General features: G+C 62.0%; 14 protein-coding genes. 7 read left to right on the forward strand and 7 right to left on the reverse strand.

The annotated features are described in order from the left end of the window. Positions 1 to 24 precede the first annotated feature (24 nt). Entirely contained in the window at positions 25 to 510 is a 486-nt protein-coding gene (secB, locus tag IB249_RS20520) for a protein-export chaperone SecB (RefSeq protein WP_192307536.1), read from the forward strand. A 122-nt stretch (positions 511 to 632) separates the two neighbouring features. On the opposite strand, the gene trmL is transcribed toward secB, so the two are convergent. After that, the gene (trmL, locus tag IB249_RS20525) at positions 633 to 1088 is read right to left on the reverse strand and encodes a tRNA (uridine(34)/cytosine(34)/5-carboxymethylaminomethyluridine(34)-2'-O)-methyltransferase TrmL (RefSeq protein ID WP_192307537.1); all 456 of its coding nucleotides are present in this window, start codon (positions 1086 to 1088) and stop codon (positions 633 to 635) included. Between trmL and IB249_RS20530 the strand changes: the two genes are divergently transcribed. Then, positions 1087 to 1527, forward strand: coding sequence for a hypothetical protein (locus IB249_RS20530; RefSeq protein WP_192307538.1), 441 nt, complete (start codon positions 1087 to 1089; stop codon positions 1525 to 1527). The two genes, trmL and IB249_RS20530, sit on opposite strands and share 2 nt — an antisense overlap. 536 nt (positions 1528 to 2063) lie before the next feature. On the opposite strand, the gene ntrC is transcribed toward IB249_RS20530, so the two are convergent. From ntrC to glnA, 5 genes are all read right to left on the reverse strand, one after another. Next, a complete protein-coding gene (gene ntrC, locus IB249_RS20535) occupies positions 2064 to 3500 on the reverse strand; it encodes a nitrogen regulation protein NR(I) (protein ID WP_084322499.1) in 1437 nt (478 codons plus the stop codon). Then, entirely contained in the window at positions 3497 to 4582 is a 1086-nt protein-coding gene (gene glnL, locus IB249_RS20540) for a nitrogen regulation protein NR(II) (protein WP_192307539.1), read from the reverse strand. The genes ntrC and glnL overlap by 4 nt, the downstream gene beginning before the upstream one ends. A gap of 230 nt (positions 4583 to 4812) precedes the next feature. Further along, positions 4813 to 5433 (reverse strand): DUF4124 domain-containing protein, encoded by a 621-nt coding sequence (locus IB249_RS20545; protein ID WP_318653506.1) that lies wholly within the window; start codon positions 5431 to 5433, stop codon positions 4813 to 4815. Further along, positions 5430 to 5939, reverse strand: a complete 510-nt coding sequence (locus IB249_RS20550; protein ID WP_192307540.1) for a DUF4124 domain-containing protein — start codon at positions 5937 to 5939, stop codon at positions 5430 to 5432. Before IB249_RS20550 ends, IB249_RS20545 begins: the two co-directional genes overlap by 4 nt. Before the next feature lie 211 nt (positions 5940 to 6150). Beyond that, positions 6151 to 7557, reverse strand: coding sequence for a type I glutamate--ammonia ligase (glnA, locus tag IB249_RS20555; protein ID WP_192307541.1), 1407 nt, complete (start codon positions 7555 to 7557; stop codon positions 6151 to 6153). A 328-nt stretch (positions 7558 to 7885) separates the two neighbouring features. Between glnA and thiI the strand changes: the two genes are divergently transcribed. Continuing rightward, positions 7886 to 9340: a tRNA uracil 4-sulfurtransferase ThiI gene (gene thiI, locus IB249_RS20560; RefSeq protein WP_192307542.1), complete on the forward strand. Its 1455-nt coding sequence runs from the start codon at positions 7886 to 7888 to the stop codon at positions 9338 to 9340. Positions 9341 to 9479: 139 nt separating this feature from the next. Continuing rightward, positions 9480 to 11300: a translational GTPase TypA gene (gene typA / locus IB249_RS20565; protein WP_192307543.1), complete on the forward strand. Its 1821-nt coding sequence runs from the start codon at positions 9480 to 9482 to the stop codon at positions 11298 to 11300. A 182-nt stretch (positions 11301 to 11482) separates the two neighbouring features. Here the strand turns inward: typA and IB249_RS20570 are convergent, their stop codons facing one another. After that, positions 11483 to 11923, reverse strand: coding sequence for a YkgJ family cysteine cluster protein (locus tag IB249_RS20570; protein WP_192307544.1), 441 nt, complete (start codon positions 11921 to 11923; stop codon positions 11483 to 11485). 256 nt (positions 11924 to 12179) lie between these two features. Between IB249_RS20570 and IB249_RS20575 the strand changes: the two genes are divergently transcribed. The 3 genes from IB249_RS20575 (at position 12180) to IB249_RS20585 (ending at position 19473) form a co-directional block, all read left to right on the forward strand. Continuing rightward, entirely contained in the window at positions 12180 to 14630 is a 2451-nt protein-coding gene (locus IB249_RS20575) for a glycogen/starch/alpha-glucan phosphorylase (protein WP_192307545.1), read from the forward strand. Positions 14631 to 14887: 257 nt separating this feature from the next. Next, positions 14888 to 18103 carry a DUF2339 domain-containing protein gene (locus IB249_RS20580; protein WP_192307546.1) on the forward strand — a complete coding sequence of 1072 codons (3216 nt, stop codon included), beginning with the start codon at positions 14888 to 14890 and terminating at the stop codon, positions 18101 to 18103. Beyond that, positions 18100 to 19473 (forward strand): DUF3999 domain-containing protein, encoded by a 1374-nt coding sequence (locus IB249_RS20585; RefSeq protein ID WP_192307547.1) that lies wholly within the window; start codon positions 18100 to 18102, stop codon positions 19471 to 19473. Before IB249_RS20580 ends, IB249_RS20585 begins: the two co-directional genes overlap by 4 nt. The last annotated feature ends 178 nt before the right edge of the window (positions 19474 to 19651 follow it).

The raw sequence follows: 19651 nt of genomic DNA on the forward strand, positions 1-19651 counted from the left end.
CCCCTGGATCAGAAAGGATCTGAGATGACTGACCAACAGAACACTGCAGCTGGCGAAGACGATAGCGCACCGCAATTCTCCTTGCAGCGCATCTACGTACGTGACTTGTCCTTCGAAGCCCCGAAAAGCCCGGCGATCTTCCGCCAGCAATGGGAGCCGAGCGTCGGCCTGGATCTGAACACCCGTCAAAAGGCGCTGGAAGCCGACTTCCACGAAGTCGTGCTGACCCTGTCGGTGACCGTGAAAAACGGTGACGAAGTGGCCTTTATCGCTGAAGTGCAGCAGGCCGGGATCTTCCTGATCAAGAACCTGGACGATGCCTCGATGAGCCACACGCTCGGCGCGTTCTGCCCGAACATCCTGTTCCCGTACGCTCGCGAAGCCCTGGACAGCCTGGTGACCCGTGGTTCGTTCCCGGCCCTGATGCTGGCCCCGGTGAACTTCGATGCGCTGTACGCCCAGGAACTGCAACGCATGCAGGAAGCTGGCGAGACGCCGACCGTTCAGTAAGTCAGCAGCGCAAGTCCCGATGTGGGAGCGAGCCTGCTCGCGATTACGGGGTGTCAATCAACGCATAGCTGACTGACTCCCCGTAATCGCGAGCAGGCTCGCTCCCACATTTTTGTATGCAGCTATTTGAAGCCGTTCTGGCGCCAGGCCTCGTACACGGCCACCGCCACGGTGTTCGACAGGTTCAGGCTACGGCAGCCTTCGCGCATCGGCAGTCGCAAGCGCTGATCGGCAGGCAGGGCGTCGAGCACCTCGGCCGGCAAGCCACGGCTTTCAGGGCCGAACAGAAACGCATCACCCTCGACGAAGCTGGCATCGTGAAACGGCCGCGAACCCTTGGTGGTGAAGGCGAACAAGCGTGGATGGCCCAGGCTTTCCAGACAACTGGCCAGGTCTGCGTGGCGCTGCAGGGTGGCATACTCGTGGTAATCGAGGCCGGCCCGGCGCAGGCGTTTGTCGTCCATCTCGAAGCCCAGCGGTTCGATCAAATGCAGGTGGCAGCCGCTGTTGGCGCACAGCCTGATAACGTTGCCGGTATTCGGCGGAATTTCTGGTTGGAAAAGGATGACGTGAAACATGCACGGCTCCGCAGGTAAAGATGACGGGCATTCTACGCCGCAAGCGGACCCGCGTTCGAAACTATTCCCTCGGGTGATGGGGTCGCTGGCGCTTTTCGGGTTGATGGTGGGGTTGATGATTGGCCGCCTGACGACGCCCGACCCCAGTGAGCTGCAGCAGATCGAGGTGACGGACGACGGGCTGGTGGTGTGGTTCAACAATGAGCCCAAGACCCATGGCGAGTTCGTGGACGGCAGCCTGGCGCTGCTGTTCGACGCGCAAGGCCGGGCGCAGAAAGGCCAGCTCAAGCTCAATGACAAGAGCGTGAACTGGCGGGTGCTGTCGAGTGATGAGGGGTTGTTGCTGTCGGTGGTGGCGGCCCGACCGCTACAGGGCGAGTGGGCCGGTCGCGAGGTCGATGACCGCTGGCGGCTGGAGATCCATCTCCGGGAGCAATAAAAGAGGGAATCCCCGGCCTGCCTGTACCAAGGTCCCCAAAACGGCAGGGCTCGCGCATTGCGTCGTGAGCCCGGTGTAAAGAAGGAACCCCTGACCTGCCTGTATCAAGGGCCCCAAAACGGCTGGGCTCGTCGCTTGTGCGGTGTGAGCCCGATGTAAAGAGGGGAATCCCCGGCCTGCCTGTACCAAGGTCCCCGAAACCGGGTAGTGAACTGAATCACTGAATGGACTATTGCAGGGGGCGTGCCAGGTTTTAACAGGTTGGAACATAAAGACGTCCTGAAGCGGCGAAAGCCCCGGAATACGGGGCTTTCGTGTTTTTTTGCGGCGGGGTTTTGTCTGAGTTTTCGCAGCTTTTGCCAGGATGCGGCATGCGCGATTGCGGGTCAGGGTGCTTTGCAGTGGTGCATGCGGGCCTCAAAAAGCATCGCGAGCAGGCTCGCTCCCACATTGGACTGGTGTGAACACCTGAAATCCCCGTGGGAGCGAGCCTGCTCGCGATTGGATCTGACAGTCGGTGATGAACCGAAGGCCTGTTAGCCTTCTTCCCCCTCATCGTCATCCCCGCCATCGACCTTCATCCCCAATTCCTTGATCTTGCGCGTCAGGGTGTTACGTCCCCAGCCCAGCAGGACGGCGGCATCGCGGCGGCGACCGGCGGTGTGCTTGAGCGCGGTCTCGATCATGATCCGTTCGAAGGCCGGCACCGCGCTGTCGAGCAGGCTCGATTGACCGCGAGCCAGCGCCTGATCGGCCCACTGACGCAGCGCCTGCTCCCAGTTGGTCACTGGAGCGGAGTCCTGCGGCAGGCTCAGCAGCTCCGGTGGCAGGTCGCTGATGTGCACCTCGCGCCCCGAGGCCATCACCGTGATCCAGCGGCAGGTGTTCTCCAGCTGGCGCACGTTGCCGCCCCACGGCAGGTTCTTCAGGTATTCCTCGGTTTCGCTTTTCAGCAGCTTCGGCTCGACCGCCAATTCCTGCGCGGCGCGGCTGAGGAAATGCTTGGCGAGCGTCGGGATGTCTTCGCGACGGTCCGACAGCCGTGGAATATGGATGCGAATGACGTTGAGGCGGTGGAACAGGTCTTCACGGAATTTTCCGGCGTGAACCAGAGTTTCCAGATTCTGGTGGGTCGCGGCGATGATGCGCACATCGACCTTCACCGGCACATGGCCGCCGACGCGGTAGAACTCGCCGTCTGCCAGCACGCGCAGCAAACGGGTCTGGGTGTCCGCCGGCATGTCGCCGATTTCGTCGAGGAACAGCGTGCCGCCGTCGGCCTGTTCGAAGCGACCGCGACGCAGGTTGGCCGCGCCGGTGAACGCGCCCTTCTCGTGGCCGAACAGCTCGGACTCCATCAGGTCCTTCGGAATCGCCGCCATGTTCAGCGCAATGAACGGCGAGGCCGCCCGCGGACTGTGGCGGTGCAGCGCATGGGCGACCAGCTCTTTGCCGGTGCCGGATTCGCCGTTGATCAGCACTGTGATGTTGGAGTGGCTCAAGCGCCCGATGGCGCGAAACACTTCCTGCATCGCCGGCGCTTCACCGATGATTTCCGGGGTGCGGGTCAAGGTCGGCACGACTTCCAGGCCCTGTTGCTCCTGGGCGTGCTGATTCGCCCGCTTGACCAGCGACACCGCCTCGTCGACGTCGAACGGCTTGGGCAGGTACTCGAACGCACCGCCCTGGTAGGAAGCGACAGCGCTGTCCAGGTCGGAGTGCGCGGTCATGATGATCACCGGCAACCGCGGGTGTTGTTCGCGAATCCGCGCGAGCAAATCCAGGCCGCTGGCCCCGGGCATGCGGATGTCGGAGATGATCACGTCCGGCTGCTGGCGCGCCAGGCGACTCATCACGCCATCGGCGCTGTCGAAGCTTTGCGTGGTCATGCCTTCCTGTTGCAGGGCTTTTTCCAGGACCCAGCGGATAGAACGGTCGTCATCGACGATCCACACGGTTTCACTACGGCTCATGTCGATGTGGCTCCTTGTTCCAGTGGCAGAAAGATCGAGAAGGTGGTGTGGCCTGGATGGCTGTCACATTCGATCAGGCCCTGGTGCTGGCTGATGATGTTCTGGGTAATGGCCAGGCCGAGTCCGGTACCGTCCGGACGACCGCTGACCATGGGAAAGAAAATGGTTTCCTGGAGTTCCGCAGGAATGCCCGGACCGTTGTCGGTGATCTCTATCTTGGTCACCAGGCGATGGCGCACGTGGCCGATGGTGAACTGGCGCATGGCGCGGGTGCGCAGGGTGATGCGGCCCAGGCGCAGCTCGTTCTGGCTGCTGATGGCCTGCATCGCATTGCGCACGATGTTCAGCACGGCCTGGATCATCTGCTCGCGGTCGATCAGTACGTCGGGAATGCTCGGGTCGTAGTCGCGCACCAGGGTGATGCAACCCTGGCTTTCGGCCTCGACCAAGTGGCAGACCCGTTCCAGCACTTCGTGGACGTTGCACATGGCCAGCGATGGCAGCTTGTTGGAACCGAGCATGCGGTCGACCAGATTGCGCAGGCGATCGGCCTCTTCGATGATGACGTTGGTGTAGTCGCGCAGGCTCTCTTCCGGCAACTCGCGGGCCAGCAACTGCGCGGCGCCGCGAATGCCGCCCAGTGGGTTCTTGATTTCATGGGCCAGGCCGCGCACCAACATCTTGCTGGTTTCCTGCTTCGACAGTTGGGCCTCTTCCTTGGTGATCCGCAGCAGGCGGTCACGGGGGTGCACCTCCAGCAGCAACAGCGTGGCGCCGTTGGCCAGGATCGGCGTCACCGCATAGTCGACGGTCAGGGTCTGGCCGGTGAGGGCGGTGAGCATCGCTTCGCGCTTGGTAAAAGGGTGCGCCTGCTCGACCGCCTGGCGCAGGGAATTCAGCGCTTCGGTGGACTCGGTGAACAGTTCGCTGATGAATTGCCCATGGCTGCGCTGGCCGCTGATGGCCAGGAGCATCTCCGCTGCCGGGTTCATGTACTCGAGGCGCAGTTCGGCGTCGAGCAGAATGGTGGCGGTGGTCAAGTTGTCGAGTAGCAATCGATGCAGTGCGTCGCTAATGGTCATCAGGACCTCTTTTGGAGCAGGGCGCGCGCATGAATACAGCGCAGATGCACGGAAAATGCAAAAACCAAACCAAGGCTCCGAAAAGAAGCGTTTGATGCCTGAAACGGGCGTTCTACGCTCAATGTTGTGGCGTTATGCCAGCTTGAACGGGTATTTTCGAACCAAAATGGGCTGGCTGGTGGGGGCGGTGCATGCATTTGCACCAACATAGTGCGCCAAGCTGAACGGCGTTAAAAGAAGCGCAGGAACGGATTCTTTTCCTCCGGCGGCTTGTCCTTGAGTGAGCATTCCGGTCGCTGGCCGTAGTCGGTCAGTGTGCATGGCTGGGTTTTGCGTTTTTGCGCCAGGGAGATGCGCTGCATGTGAAAGGGCTGATTGGCCGTGCGCTCGACCGTTCGGCCCTGTTCATCGAGGATTTCGATGGACAGCTGATGGCTGCCCCGGTCGATGTTGCTCAAGGCGAATACCGGACTGGGACCGGGTTCGGCGGTGGGCTGGCCGTCGAGCAGCAGGCGGTAGCGGTGACCCGGTTGCAGGCCGGGTTCGCTGGTGATGCTGACGATCAGTTCGCCGGCACTGCTGCGGATCGTGGCGTCCGGCTCGGGCACCAGCACCCTGAGCATGTCGTAGTGGAGCGCGGGCCTGGCGGCGGCTTTTTTCTCGGCCTTCAGTGGCGCGGCGCCAGTCGGGTTGGCGGGCATGCGGTTGCTCGTCGCCAGGGGCACGCGCTTGGCGTTGCCGTTGCCGGGCTGGTCGGTAAAGACCCGGTTGCCCTGGCCATCGACATAGGTGAACACCTCGGCCGACGCTGGCAGCGCGACCAGGCAGGCGATCAGCAGCCACCCGTTCACGGTGTGTGGACCCGCTGCAGGGTGAAGGTCACGCTGGGGCTCTGCTGGATGACGTTTTCCCCGTCGATCACCTGAACCGCCAGGTTGTGGGTGCCGCGATCGACATTGACCAGTTGCAGGATCGGCACGTTGCTCGGCTGGCCGTACGGCTGGTCGTCCAGCAGCAGACGGAATAGATGGGGCCCTTGCAGCCTGGGCTTGATCAGAACGTTGACCGTGAACGTACCATTGTTGGCTCGCAGGGCTTCGCTGGTCGGCAGGTTGGTCAGTTCCAGCACCTCGTAGGCGCCGAGGGGCCGCTCACGGCTGGAGGTTTCGACCGGTGGCGCCGGGGGTGCCTGGCGCTCGACGCTATTGAGGGGCGGCAATTCGACCGGCTCGGCTTTGACGCCGTCGGGCGGTTGATTGCTGTAGGCGGTGTTGCCGGCGGCGTCGGTGTACTTGTAGATCTGCGCGGCGACGGGCAGGGCGACCAACAGCAGGATGAACAGAAAACCACGACCCATAAAATCGACCAGAAGCGAGAGCGTTGGCTTGCAGCATAGGTCAGTGATGGCGGTAGGCCAAAGTTGTAAACATTTGGGCAAAAAACCGTTCACCCTCCGATCTCCGCACAAAACCCTGTGCGAGCGGGCTCACAGGGCATCAACGTGCGAAAAAAAAAGGCCTCCCGAAGGAGGCCTTTTTCGTCACGCCGCTTGCGCAGGCGTCAACGGATCAGCAGCTGTAGTACAGGTCGTATTCCAGCGGGTGTACGAAGGTGCGGACCTTGATTTCTTCTTCGCTTTTCAGAGCGATGTAAGCGTCGATGAAGTCGTCGGAGAACACGCCGCCCTTGGTCAGGAACGCACGGCCCTTGTCCAGCTCTTCCAGGGCTTCTTTCAGGCTGCCGCAAACTTGTGGGATCTCTTTCGCCTCTTCAGGCGGCAGGTCGTACAGGTTTTTGTCAGCCGCGTCGCCAGGGTGGATCTTGTTCTGGATGCCGTCCAGGCCAGCCATCATCAGTGCAGCGAACGCCAGGTACGGGTTGGCGGCCGGATCCGGGAAGCGTGCTTCGATACGGCGGGCTTTAGGGCTCGACACGTAAGGAATACGGATCGAAGCCGAACGGTTACGGGCCGAGTAGGCCAGCATTACCGGGGCTTCGAAGCCTGGCACCAGACGCTTGTAGGAGTTGGTGGCCGGGTTGGTGAAGCCGTTCAGGGCCTTGCCGTGCTTGATGATGCCGCCGATGAAGTACAGGGCGGTGTCGGACAGGCCGGCATAACCTTCGCCAGCGAAGGTGTTCTTGCCATCTTTCCAGATGGACATGTGGACGTGCATGCCCGAGCCATTGTCGCCGTACAGAGGCTTTGGCATGAAGGTAGCGGTGCGACCGTAGGCGTCGGCAACGTTGTGCACAACGTACTTCAGGGTCTGGGTTTCGTCGGCTTTCTTCACCAGGGTGTTGAACTTGACGCCGATTTCGTTCTGGCCGGCAGTTGCCACTTCGTGGTGGTGAACTTCGACGGTCAGGCCCATTTCTTCCAGTGCGTTGCACATGGAGGTACGGATTTCGTGGTCGTGGTCAAACGGCGGAACCGGGAAGTAGCCACCTTTGACGCCTGGACGGTGGCCCTTGTTGCCGCCTTCCACGTCCTGGTCGGACATCCACGAACCTTGTTCGGAGTAGATCTTGAACATGGAACCGGAGATGTCGGACTTGAATTTCACCTGGTCGAAGATGAAGAATTCTGGCTCCGGGCCGGCGAATACGGTGTCACCGATGCCGGTGGACTTCAGGTACTCTTCGGCGCGCTTGGCGATCGCACGTGGGTCGCGATCGTAGCCTTGCATGCTCGAAGGTTCGATGATGTCGCAGACCAGGATCAGGGTCGGCTCTTCGGTGAACGGGTCCAGAACGGCGGTTTCGTCGTCTGGCAGCAGGATCATGTCGGAAGCTTCGATGCCTTTCCAGCCAGCAATGGAGGAACCGTCGAACATTTTGCCGACTTCGAAGAAGTCTTCATCCAGCGCATCGCGAGCCGGCATGGTCACGTGGTGCTGAGTGCCGCGGGTGTCCGTGAAGCGCAGATCAATCCACTTGACGTCATGATCTTTAATGAGTTGAACCGACTTCGACATACTGTCCTCCGGGTGGCTTAGGGCGGGTAGTGGATGCCCTTAGATATGTGTGATGCCGGCGCGAATACTCTGCCAAGGCAACCTGCCTCACAAGGGAGCAAATTGCATGCCAGTGCCCCAGCATGGGTTTTTTGCCTCTTTTTCAGGCTTATAAAGGCTTGCGGGCGCAAATTCGGAAAAATCTCGCCCTACAATGTAGCGCCTGGATTCGAAAACGACCCGTTTTGGTGCGTGCAAAACCTTCTGCACATTAACTGGTTAAACCTTGAGCAATTTCCGCTATAATCCGCGCCCCCCTTTTTCGGCTGGCCCAGCGCGCGCTGTTTTCATGAAACTAATCGTAAAAGTCTTTCCCGAGATCACCATCAAGAGCCGCCCGGTACGGATGCGTTTCATCCGCCAGTTGGCCAAGAACATCCGTGCCGTGCTCCGCGACCTGGACCCGGCTGTGGTGGTGAACGGCGTGTGGGACAACCTCGAGCTGGAAACCCGCGTCAGCGACCCCAAGGCCCTGAAAGAGATGGGCGAGCGCCTGAGCTGCATGCCGGGCATCGCGCACTTCCTGCAGATCGACGAATACCCGCTGGGCGATTTCGACGACATCGTCGAAAAGTGCAAGCAGCATTACGGCGATGCGCTGACCGGGAAGATCTTCTCGGTGCGTTGCAAGCGCGCCGGCAAGCACCCGTTCAGCTCGATCGACATCGAGAAGTACGTGGGCAGCCAGTTGCGCCGCCAGTGCGGTGCCGCCGGGATCGACCTGAAAAAGCCGGAAATCGAAGTCCGCATCGAAGTTCGCGACCAACGGTTGTTCGTCATCCACAGCCAGCACAATGGCATCGGCGGTTATCCGCTGGGGGCGCTGGAGCAGACGCTGGTGCTGATGTCGGGCGGTTTCGACTCGACGGTCGCCGCCTACCAGATCATGCGACGCGGGCTGATGGCGCATTTCTGCTTCTTCAATCTGGGCGGACGTGCCCACGAACTGGGCGTCATGGAAGTCGCGCATTTCATCTGGAAGAAGTACGGCAGCTCGCAACGCGTGTTATTTGTCAGTGTGCCGTTCGAGGAAGTGTTGGGCGAAATTCTCGGAAAAGTCGATAACAGTCATATGGGCGTCGTATTGAAGCGTATGATGTTGCGCGCTTCCTCCCGGATTGCCGATCGACTGCACATCGACGCGCTGGTGACCGGTGAGGCGATCTCCCAGGTGTCGAGCCAGACGTTGCCGAACCTGTCCGTCATCGATTGCGTGACCGACAAGCTGGTGCTGCGCCCGCTGATCGCCAGTCACAAGCAGGACATCATCGACACGGCCAATGAAATCGGCACGGCCGATTTCGCCCGGCACATGCCGGAGTACTGCGGGGTCATCTCGGTCAACCCGAAGACCGCCGCCAAGCGCCACCGCGTAGAGCACGAAGAGAAAGAATTCGACATGGCAGTGCTTGAGCGTGCGCTCGAGAACGCCAAGCTGGTACCCATCGACCGCGTGATCGATGAGCTGGGCCAGGACGTACAGATTGAAGAAGTCAGCGATGCGCTGGCCGGTCAGATCGTGATCGACATCCGCCACCCGGATGCGGCCGAGGATGACCCGCTGGCGCTGGCTGGCATCGAGGTACAAACGATGCCGTTCTATGCACTGAACGCTCGTTTCAAGGAACTGGACCCTACTCGCCAGTACCTGTTGTATTGCGACAAAGGCGTGATGAGTCGCCTGCATGCCCACCATTTGCTCAGTGAGGGGCATGCCAATGTGCGCGTTTATCGACCGAGCTAAGTGCCCGGGGCTGTTTGCCTGTGGCCTGCGTCACCGGCCCCCCGACGCCACCGTCAAGCTGTAACGGCTTTCACGGACGCTACTGTTAATCGCTGCCAAGACTTGTCAGCACACCGAATCCTCTGATCGAGATACACAAGTGATCGAAAATCTACGCAACATCGCCATCATTGCCCACGTTGACCATGGTAAAACCACCCTGGTAGACAAACTCCTGCGTCAGTCCGGCACCCTGGAGCGCAACGAGCTCAACGACGAGCGCGTGATGGACTCCAACGACCAGGAAAAAGAGCGCGGTATTACCATTCTGGCGAAAAACACCGCCATCAACTGGAACGGCTACCACATCAACATCGTGGACACCCCGGGCCACGCCGACTTCGGCGGCGAAGTAGAGCGCGTGATGTCGATGGTCGACTCCGTGCTGCTGCTGGTTGACGCTCAGGACGGCCCTATGCCGCAAACCCGTTTCGTGACCAAGAAAGCGTTCGAAGCCGGCCTCAAGCCAATCGTCGTGATCAACAAGGTCGACCGTCCGGGCGCGCGTCCTGACTGGGTTCTGGACCAGATTTTCGACCTGTTCGACAACCTGGGTGCCACCGACGAACAACTGGACTTCCAGGTTGTTTACGCTTCGGCCCTGAACGGTATTGCCGGCCTGGACCACACCGCCATGGCGGAAGACATGACCCCGCTGTACCAAGCGGTCGTCGACCACGTTCCAGCCCCGAAAGTCGACCGTGACGGTCCTTTCCAGATGCAGATTTCGGCACTGGACTACAACAGCTTCCTGGGTGTGATCGGTGTTGGCCGTATCGCCCGTGGTCGCATCAAGCCGAACACTCCGGTCGTCGCCATCGATGCCGACGGCAAGCGCCGCAACGGTCGTATCCTGAAGCTGATGGGTCACCACGGCCTGCACCGCGTCGACGTCGAAGAAGCAGCGGCCGGCGACATCGTCTGCATCAGCGGCTTCGACGAGCTGTTCATCTCCGACACCCTGTGCGACCCACTGAACGTCGAAGCGATGAAGCCGCTGACCGTTGACGAGCCAACCGTTTCCATGACCTTCCAGGTCAACGACTCGCCTTTCTGCGGTAAAGAAGGCAAGTACGTGACTTCCCGTAACATCAAGGATCGTCTGGACAAAGAGCTGCTGTACAACGTTGCACTGCGCGTTGAAGAAGGCGACTCGGCCGACAAGTTCAAGGTTTCCGGCCGTGGTGAGCTGCACCTCTCGGTACTGATCGAAACCATGCGTCGCGAAGGCTTCGAGCTGGCCCTGGGCCGTCCTGAAGTGATCATTCGTGAAGTCGACGGCGTCAAGCAGGAACCGTTCGAGAACGTCACCATCGACATCCCTGAAGAATCCCAGGGCAAGGTGATGGAAGAGATGGGTCTGCGTAAAGGCGACCTGAGCAACATGGTGCCGGATGGCAAAGGCCGTGTGCGTCTGGAATACAACATCCCTGCTCGTGGTCTGATCGGTTTCCGTAACCAGTTCCTGACCCTGACCAACGGTGCTGGCATCCTGACCTCGATCTTCGATCGTTACGCTCCAGTGAAGTCCGGCCACATGTCCGGCCGTCAGAACGGTGTTCTGGTGTCGGTTGAAACCGGCAAGGCACTGACCTACTCGCTGGAAACCCTGCAGGCTCGTGGCAAGCTGTTCGTCGAACACGGCCAGGAGATCTACAACGGTCAGATCGTTGGTCAGAACAGCCGCGACAACGACCTGGGCGTCAACCCTACCAAGGGCAAGAAGCTCGACAACATGCGTGCTTCGGGTAAAGACGAAACCATCGCTCTGGTTCCACCTGTTCGCTTCACCCTGGAACAGGCTCTGGAATACATCCAGGAAGACGAGCTGTGCGAAGTCACGCCTAAGTCCATCCGTCTTCGCAAGAAGATCCTGGACGAAAGCGAGCGTACCCGCGCTGCCAAGAAAGCCAAGGCGTAACTAGCCCCGGCTGAACGAAAACGCCCCCGGTCGAAAGGCCGGGGGCGTTTTTGTTTGTCCGGGGTTTGTGCCGGGGCGGTGCCGGCCCCATCGCGAGCAGGCTCGCTCCCACAAGGGATTGCTTTTCAATGTGGGAGCGAGCCTGCTCGCGATGGCGGTTTGTCGTGCGGGAAGAGGGCGGATCAGAACTTCTCTAAAGTCCGGCGACTGCCGGTTTCCCGCGCCACTTCCTTCGGCTTGTAGGCGCAATACCCCGGCCGTGGGCCGATTTTCGGGTGATTGCGGCAGGTGTCCGGGCGCTTGTCATAAATGGTGCACAGGCGGCTCTTACGATCCAGGTAGTAGCAATCGTTGTTGCTCATGCGCTGCAGCGTGAAGATGCCCGATTTCTGATTGAAACGCTCGACCAGCCCTTCCTTTTGCAGGCGCTTGGCAATGTTCTTCGGCGGGTCGCCCAGCTCGAACTCATCGACGATGCCAATGCGGATCAGGTCCTTGATCTTGACCTCGACCGGCAGGGTGCAGCAGCTGGACATGCACGAACCGCACATCGGGGCGGAGTACTTGGCCCACGTATCGAGGCGATCGATCTCGGCGGCGGCGATCAGGTTGGGCTTCATCATCGGTTGTTACCAGGCGTGTGCATCAGGGCGCGCGATCATACCGGGACTGGTGGATTTTTGAACAACCTTTCGCCAGATTTTTTCTGCACCGCTTCATTCGCGGGGTTATCCGGCACGGCCCCTGCATTGATTCAGGCCACACGACAATCCAATGCCGCCTATCTCGCATTTACAGGAAAAACTGCCGAACCAGAGCCAGCGCCGTCTGTCAGACCGTCTAGGCTCAACTATTCCACGCTCGCTCGAGGTCCTATCGATGACTCAAGAACCACTTGTTCGAGAAGCAGAGGTGGCCGCATTTCGCGACGCCGTCTTGACCAAGCTCACCTACGCGGTGGGCAAAGACCCGGATCACGCCTTTGACCACGACTGGTTCGAAGCCATTGCGCTGGCTGCGCGCGATCACATGGTCGAGCACTGGATGGATCACACCCGGCAGATCTACCGCAAAGGTCAGAAGCGGGTGTACTACCTCTCCCTGGAATTTCTCATTGGCCGGCTGCTCTACGACAGCCTGAGCAACCTTGGCCTGCTGGATGTCGCCCGTGAAGCCCTGACCGAACTGGGCGTCGACCTGGAGCGTATCCGCCTGCTGGAGCCCGACGCGGCGCTGGGCAACGGTGGCCTCGGACGTCTGGCGGCCTGCTTCATGGAGAGCATGTCGAGCCTGGGCATCGCCGGCCACGGCTACGGCATTCGTTACGAACACGGCTTGTTCCGCCAGGCGATTGTCGATGGCTGGCAGCAGGAGCAGACCGAGCATTGGCTGGATTTCGGTAACCCGTGGGAATTCGAACGGCCGGAGGTGGTGTACCCGATCGGTTTTGGTGGCAGCGTCGAAACCGTCACCGACGAAAACGGCAAGACCCGGCAAGTCTGGTCACCGGCGGAAACCGTGCGGGCCATTGCCTACGACACTCCGGTCGTCGGCTGGCGCGGGGCGAGCGTCAATACCCTGCGCCTGTGGCGTGCCCGGGCCATGGAAGACCTGCACCTGGAGCGTTTCAACGCGGGTGACCACCTGGGCGCAGTCGCCGAAGTGGCCCGGGCGGAAAGCATTTCGCGTGTGCTCTATCCGGCGGACAGCACCGAAGCCGGCCAGGAGTTGCGCCTGCGCCAGGAGTATTTCTTCGTCGCCGCATCGCTGCAGGACCTGTTGCGCCGCCATCGCAACATGCACACCTCGGTGCTGACCCTGGGCGATCACGCGTCGATCCAGCTCAACGACACCCACCCCTCGATTGCCGTCGCCGAGCTGATGCGTCAACTGGTCGACGTCTACGACGTCGAATGGGCCGCAGCCTGGGAAGTGACCGTCGCCACGCTGTCGTACACCAACCACACGTTGTTGCCGGAAGCGCTGGAAACCTGGCCGGTCGGTTTGATGGAGCGCATGCTGCCGCGGCACATGCAGATCATTTACCTGATCAACGCCCAGCACATCGACTCGCTGCGCGCCAAGGGCATCCATGATTTCGACGTGCTGCGCGCGGTGTCGCTGATCGAGGAAGACAATGGCCGTCGCGTGCGCATGGGTAACCTCGCTTTCCTTGGCTCGCACAGCGTCAATGGCGTGTCCGGCCTGCACACGCAGCTGATGCGCAAGACGGTGTTCTCCGAGTTGCACAAACTCTATCCGGAGCGGATCAACAACAAGACCAACGGGATTACCTTCCGCCGCTGGCTCTACCAGGCCAACCCGGAGCTGACCTCGATGCTGGTCGATGCCCTCGGTCCGGATCTGCTGGACCACCCGGAAGAGCGTTTGCAGGAACTGGCACCGTTCGCCGAGAAACCGGCGTTCCGCAAGGCCTTCGCCGAGCAGCGCCTGCACAGCAAGAAGGCCCTGGCCTACCTGATTCACGAACGACTCGGGATCGCGGTCAACCCGGCGGCGATGTTCGATGTGCAGGTCAAGCGGATCCACGAATACAAGCGTCAACTGCTCAACCTGTTGCACACCGTCGCGCTGTACCAGGCCATCCGTGCCGAGCCGGAAATCGACTGGGTGCCACGGGTGAAGATCTTCGCCGGCAAGGCGGCGGCCAGTTATCACCAGGCCAAACTGATCATCAAGCTGACCAACGATATCGCCCGGGTGGTGAACAACGACCCGACCGTGCGCGGTTTGCTCAAGGTGGTGTTCCTGCCCAACTACAACGTCAGCCTCGCGGAAAGCATCATTCCGGCGGCGGACCTGTCGGAGCAGATTTCCACTGCCGGTTTCGAAGCGTCGGGCACCAGCAACATGAAGTTCGGCCTCAATGGCGCGCTGACCATCGGCACCCTGGACGGCGCCAACGTGGAAATGTGCGAGCTCATCGGCGCCGAACACATGTTCATCTTCGGCCTCAGCGCGCAACAGGTGGAAGCACGCAAGCAGAACCACGAGTTCAATGCGACGCCGGACATCGCCGCGTCCCATCGCCTGGGGGATGTGCTGCAGGCGATTCGCGGCGGTGTGTTCTCGCCGGATGATCCGTCCCGCTACACCGGCCTGATCGATTCGTTGATCGACTTCGACCGCTTCCTGGTCTGCGCCGACTTCGATGCCTATTGGGAAGCGCAGATGCGCGTCGAAGCCCTTTGGCACGATTCCCAGTCGTGGTGGCGCTCGGCCGTGTTGAACACCGCCCGGATGGGCTGGTTCTCCTCCGACCGGACGATTCGCGAGTACGCCACGGACATCTGGAAAGCTCTGGAGTAACTTTCAGCAATAATTGCGAGCCAGGCCCGGTGGTGGTGGGCCCTGGCCGATATACTGCGCGGTAGTTCACCGGGCGATACGCATTGTGGGAGCGAGCCTGCTCGCGAAGTGTTCCGACATTCAACATCGATGCTGAATGTCAGGGCGCTTCGCGAGCAGGCCCGCTCCCACAGGTTTGTGTGGTTTCACACTAGACTCAGCCGAATGCTGTATCTCCCGGATTCGCCCCTCATTGGGGCCGCTTAGGGATATCGACCATGCAATGGATGTTCATGTTGATCGGGCTGGTGCTGGGCTGGATGCTCGACGAGTCGTTCAGCGATGCGCTGTTGGGCGCGCTGCTCGGGTTGGGGATCGGCCAGGCCATTCGCATCCACCGGCTGGATTCGCAAGCGACGCAGCAGCGCGTGCTGCTGGAGCAGGCGCAGGCGACGCTGAATGCGCTCCAGCAACGCCTGGCGGTGCTGGAAGTCGCTGGTGTCCCGGCGCCAGCGCCTGTTGAAGTGCCGCTTGCCAGTGAACCTGCGGTTTCTCCTGTTTTCACCCTCGACGACATCGCCGACTCGGCCCCGGCCTTGGTCTGGGAGCTTCCACCCGAACTTGAACCGGACGCCGCTACGACAGCGACCCCCCGTCGCCCATTGTCCGACGATGCCTGGACCCGAGAGCCCGCTGCCCCCCGTGCGCCAAATGTCATCGAGCGCGCCCTCGCCGGTGCGCGCAATTGGTTGCTGGGCGGCAACACCGTGCTGCGCGTCGGCGTGGTGCTGCTGTTTCTCGGTCTCGCGTTTTTACTGCGCTACGCCACCGAAGGCCTGGTGGTGCCGCTGGAGCTGCGCTATGCCGGCGTCGCGGCGGCTGCGCTGGCCTTGCTCGCCCTGGGTTGGTGGTTGCGCCAGCGCAATCCTCACTATGCGCTGATGCTCCAGGGCACCGGGATTGGCGTGTTGTACCTGACGGTGTTTGCGGCAATGCGCTTGCATCCGCTGCTGGATCCGACGGCCGCATTCGGTTTGCTGGTGGCGGTGACGGTGTTCTCGGCGGTGCTGGCCATCACTCAGGATTCCCTGGCGCTGGCGTGCGCCGCCGCCTTGGGCGGTTTCGCCGCGCCGATCCTGACCTCCAGCGGCACCGGCAGCCATGTCGCGCTGTTCAGCTATTTCGCCCTGCTCAATGCCGGCATCCTGGCCATTGCCTGGTTCAAGGCCTGGCGGCCGCTCAATGTGATCGGCTTCGTCGGCACCTTCGGCATCGGTTTCACCTGGGGCCTGCGTTCCTACACAGCGGAGTTGCTGTGGAGCACCGAGCCGTTCCTGATCCTGTTTTTCCTCATGTACCTGGCCATCGGCTTGCTGTTCGCCCGGCGCAAGTTGCGGGAAATGGGCGATGCCCCCGAGGTCGAGGACCGCGAGGCGTTGTTGCGCCGGTCGGCGCGCAAGGGCGACTACGTCGACGGCACACTGCTGTTCGGCCCGCCGCTGGTGGGTTTCGGTCTGCAGTTCGCGTTGATTCAGCACCTGCCGTTCGCCGCCGCGTTCAGTGCCTTGGCGCTGGGCATGCTGTACATGGCCCTTGCTCGCGTGCTGTTCACGGGACGCACATTGCTCCTGGCGGAGACCTGCCTGGCCCTGGGCGTGATCTTTACCAGCCTGGCGATTCCCCTGGGGCTCGATGCGCGCTGGACGACGGCCGCCTGGGCCGTGGAGGGTGCCGGGATCTTCTGGCTCGGGTTGCGGCAGAAACGGCCGCTGGCCCGAGCGTTCGCCTTGTTGCTGCAATTGGGGTCGACGCTGGCGTTTCTCGGCGAGTTGCGGGCCGGCGACACCAGCCTGATCGCCGGGGCGCCGCTGGGGGCGTTGCTGCTCGGCGTGGCGTTGCTGTTCAGCTTCCATCAATTGCACAAGGCCTCGCCCGGGCAGGCGTCGGCGTGGGAGCAACGGGGCAGGCCGGTGTTGGCCGGTCTGGGCCTGACCTTCCTTTATCTGCTGGCGCCGTTGTTCTTCCTGATCCATGGCACTGCGATTGCCTGGGCGCTGGCCGGTGTGGTGACCTTGTTTGCGGGTCTGCGCCTGCCATCGCGGACCTTCCTGTTGTGCGGGTTTGCCGTGCAGTTTCTCGGTGGTGCGTTGTTCGTGGTCGCCGGTTCGGACTTCCTGGCGTCGTTGGCCAGCGAAGGGTTGCGGCCGCTGGCCCATGGCCGGTTCTGGACGCCATGGGTGTTGGGCCTGGCGGCAGGGGTCGGGGCCTGGCGCTTGCAACAGGAACGTCCCGTCGCAGTGTTGAACCAGCGCCTGTCCGCTGTGTTGCTGCTGTGGGGCGCGGGTGCCTGGGCGTTGGCGTGGGGCAGTGAGGTGCTGCGCTTTGCCCCGGCGGACCTGCAAGCGACCTTGTTGCTGGCCGTGGCGGCGCTGAGTGTCGCCCTGTGGGCGGTGTTGGCGCTGCGCCTTGAGTGGCCGGCGCTGGGCTTGCTCGGTACGGTGCTGATACCGGTGGCTGGCGTGATCCTGCTTGCGGCGTGGCACTCGCGTTATCACCCGGCGGCTGATTTCGCCTGGTTGGCCTGGGCGGCGGTGTTCGGGGTGCATTTCATTTCGCTGCGGCGTCTGGCGCCGATGTTGCCGGCACGGGCGCTGAGCATTGCCCACGTGCTGGGCGTCTGGCTGTTGATCGGCGTGCTGGCGCTCGAACTGCGTTTCGGCTTGTTGCTGCTGGCCGAGCAGTACAACGCCTGGCGCTGGTTGGGTTGGGCGATTCTGCCAAGTCTGTACCTGGTGCTGATGGCCAGTCCTCGTCACTGGCCGTGGCCGGTATCGGCGTATCCGCGCGAGTACCGACTGTACGCTGCGGCACCGCTGGCGTTGCTGATGCTCGGCTGGTTCTGGCTGGCGAACAGCTTCAGCAGTGGCGCCGCCGAGCCCTTGCCTTACGTGCCGCTGCTCAACCCGCTGGAGTTGGGCCTGCTGTTTGCCCTGTTCGGGGTGTATGTCTGGGCGCTCAGTGCCGCGCCGCAACTGGCGATGCGCAAGGACTGCGTCGAGTACGCCACACAACTGATCGCCGGCGTTTCGCTGTTCGCGTTTTTCACCCCAATGGTGAACCGTACGGCTCACCATTGGGGTGGCGTGCCCTTCGAGCTGGACGCTTTGCTCGCCTCGATGCAGGTGCAGGCCGGCCTGTCCATCGTCTGGACCTTGATGGCCTTGAGCCTGATGATTGGCGGGCATCTGCGCGGTCGTCGCGAAGTCTGGCTGATGGGCGCGGCGTTGATCGGCGTGGTGGTCGCCAAGCTGTTCTTTGTCGAACTGAGCAACCGTGGCGGACTCGCCCGGATCGTCTCGTTTATCGGTGTCGGGGTGCTGCTGTTGGTGGTGGGCTATTTCGCCCCGTTGCCGCCCAAGCGTGCCGGCGTTGCGCATGATGGCGCAGCCAACGCCGAAAAACCGGGCCCGCAAACCGAAGGAGTGTCGTCTTGAGTCAGAAGTTGAACCGTGTCTGGTGGGGCGCCGTTGCCCTGGCTGTCGCGCTGTCGATCAACGCCCAGGAACAGCCCGCGGACTTTGCCACGCACGTGCCGTTGAGCCTGAGCGGCGAGGGCCCCTGGTATCGCCTCGAATTGCCCCTGACTGTGCAATTGAAGGCGCAGCAGAGTGACCTGAGCGACGTACGGGTGTTCAACGCGGCGGGCGAGGCCCAGGCCTATGCCCTGGCACGGGAAAGTGCGCAGGTCAGTGAACAGCGTGAGCTGACCGACGTGAAGTGGTTTGCGCTGTATAACGCCGCCGACGACACCGAGCGCGCGCCGAGCGTGCGGGTGCAATCGAACGCTAACGGCGCGTTGGTTGAAGTGCAGCCAGCGAGTCAGCTGGAAGCCGGTGAAGAGGTGCTGCGCGGCTGGCTGCTCGATGCCAGCGCGATCAAGGCGCCGTTGCAGCAGCTGATCATCGACTGGACCAGCGAGCGCGATGGCTTCCAGCGTTTCAGCATCGAAGCCAGCGACGACTTGCAGCATTGGCAGGCGTGGGGCGACGGACAGGTGGCGCGGCTGACGTTCGCCGACGAGCGGGTCGAACAGCACGAAGTGGGCTTGCCGGGGCAACCCGCGCGGTATCTGCGCCTGCTGTGGAGCACGCCGAATTCGGCACCGACGCTGACGTCCGCGCAACTGCAAAGCGCCACCGCGCGCAGCGTGCCGCTGCCCTTGGTGTGGTCGCCAGCGCTGGCGGGTGCCCGCGAAAAGGCCGGGGAGTACACCTGGCAGTTGCCGACGCAGGTGAATGTCGAGCGCCTGCAGGTCGAGCTGGGTCAGCCCAACAGCCTGGCGCCAGTGATCCTGTACGGACGGCTGGACAGTCGCCGGCCGTGGCAGGTGTTGAGCAGCGGCTTGCTCTATCGCCTGACCCAGGGCGGTCAGGAGGTGGTGCAGAACGAGCTGCAGGTGCCGGGACGAACCGTGCAGCAGGTGAAGTTGATCGTCGACGAGCGCGGCGGCGGCCTGGGCGAGCAGGCGCCCAGCGTGAAGTTTGCCGTGCGCGCCACGCAGCTGGTGTTCCTGGCGCGCGGCGCCGGGCCCTACCGGTTGGCGTTGGGCAATGCGACGGTGAAGACGGCGAACCTGCCGTTGACGACGCTGATTCCGGATTACAGCGCAGGCCGTTGGGCGGCATTGGGTCGGGCCACGGTGGATGGCGAAGTGGCGACCACGCCGACGTCAACGGCAGTGGGGGCGGCATCCACTGACACCGACTGGAAGACATTCGGCTTGTGGGCGGTGTTGCTGCTGAGTGTGCTGTTCCTGGCGGCGATGGCCTTCAGTCTGCTGCGCAAGCCTGCCATCAAGCCTTGAGGCGGGTGCTGCGCACCCATTCGCGAGCAGGCTCGCTCCCACAGGGGAATGCACAATCCCGTGGGCGCGAGCCTGTTCGTGAAAGCGATCTGCCGGTCGGTAAACGTGTCGGTTTCGAACTACGCTGAACCCGGTGCATGAACTCTCTTTGGCGTATCACGTCTGATAGGAGGAAATG

This window comes from Pseudomonas sp. PDM04, from assembly GCF_014851765.1.
Taxonomy (GTDB): domain Bacteria; phylum Pseudomonadota; class Gammaproteobacteria; order Pseudomonadales; family Pseudomonadaceae; genus Aquipseudomonas.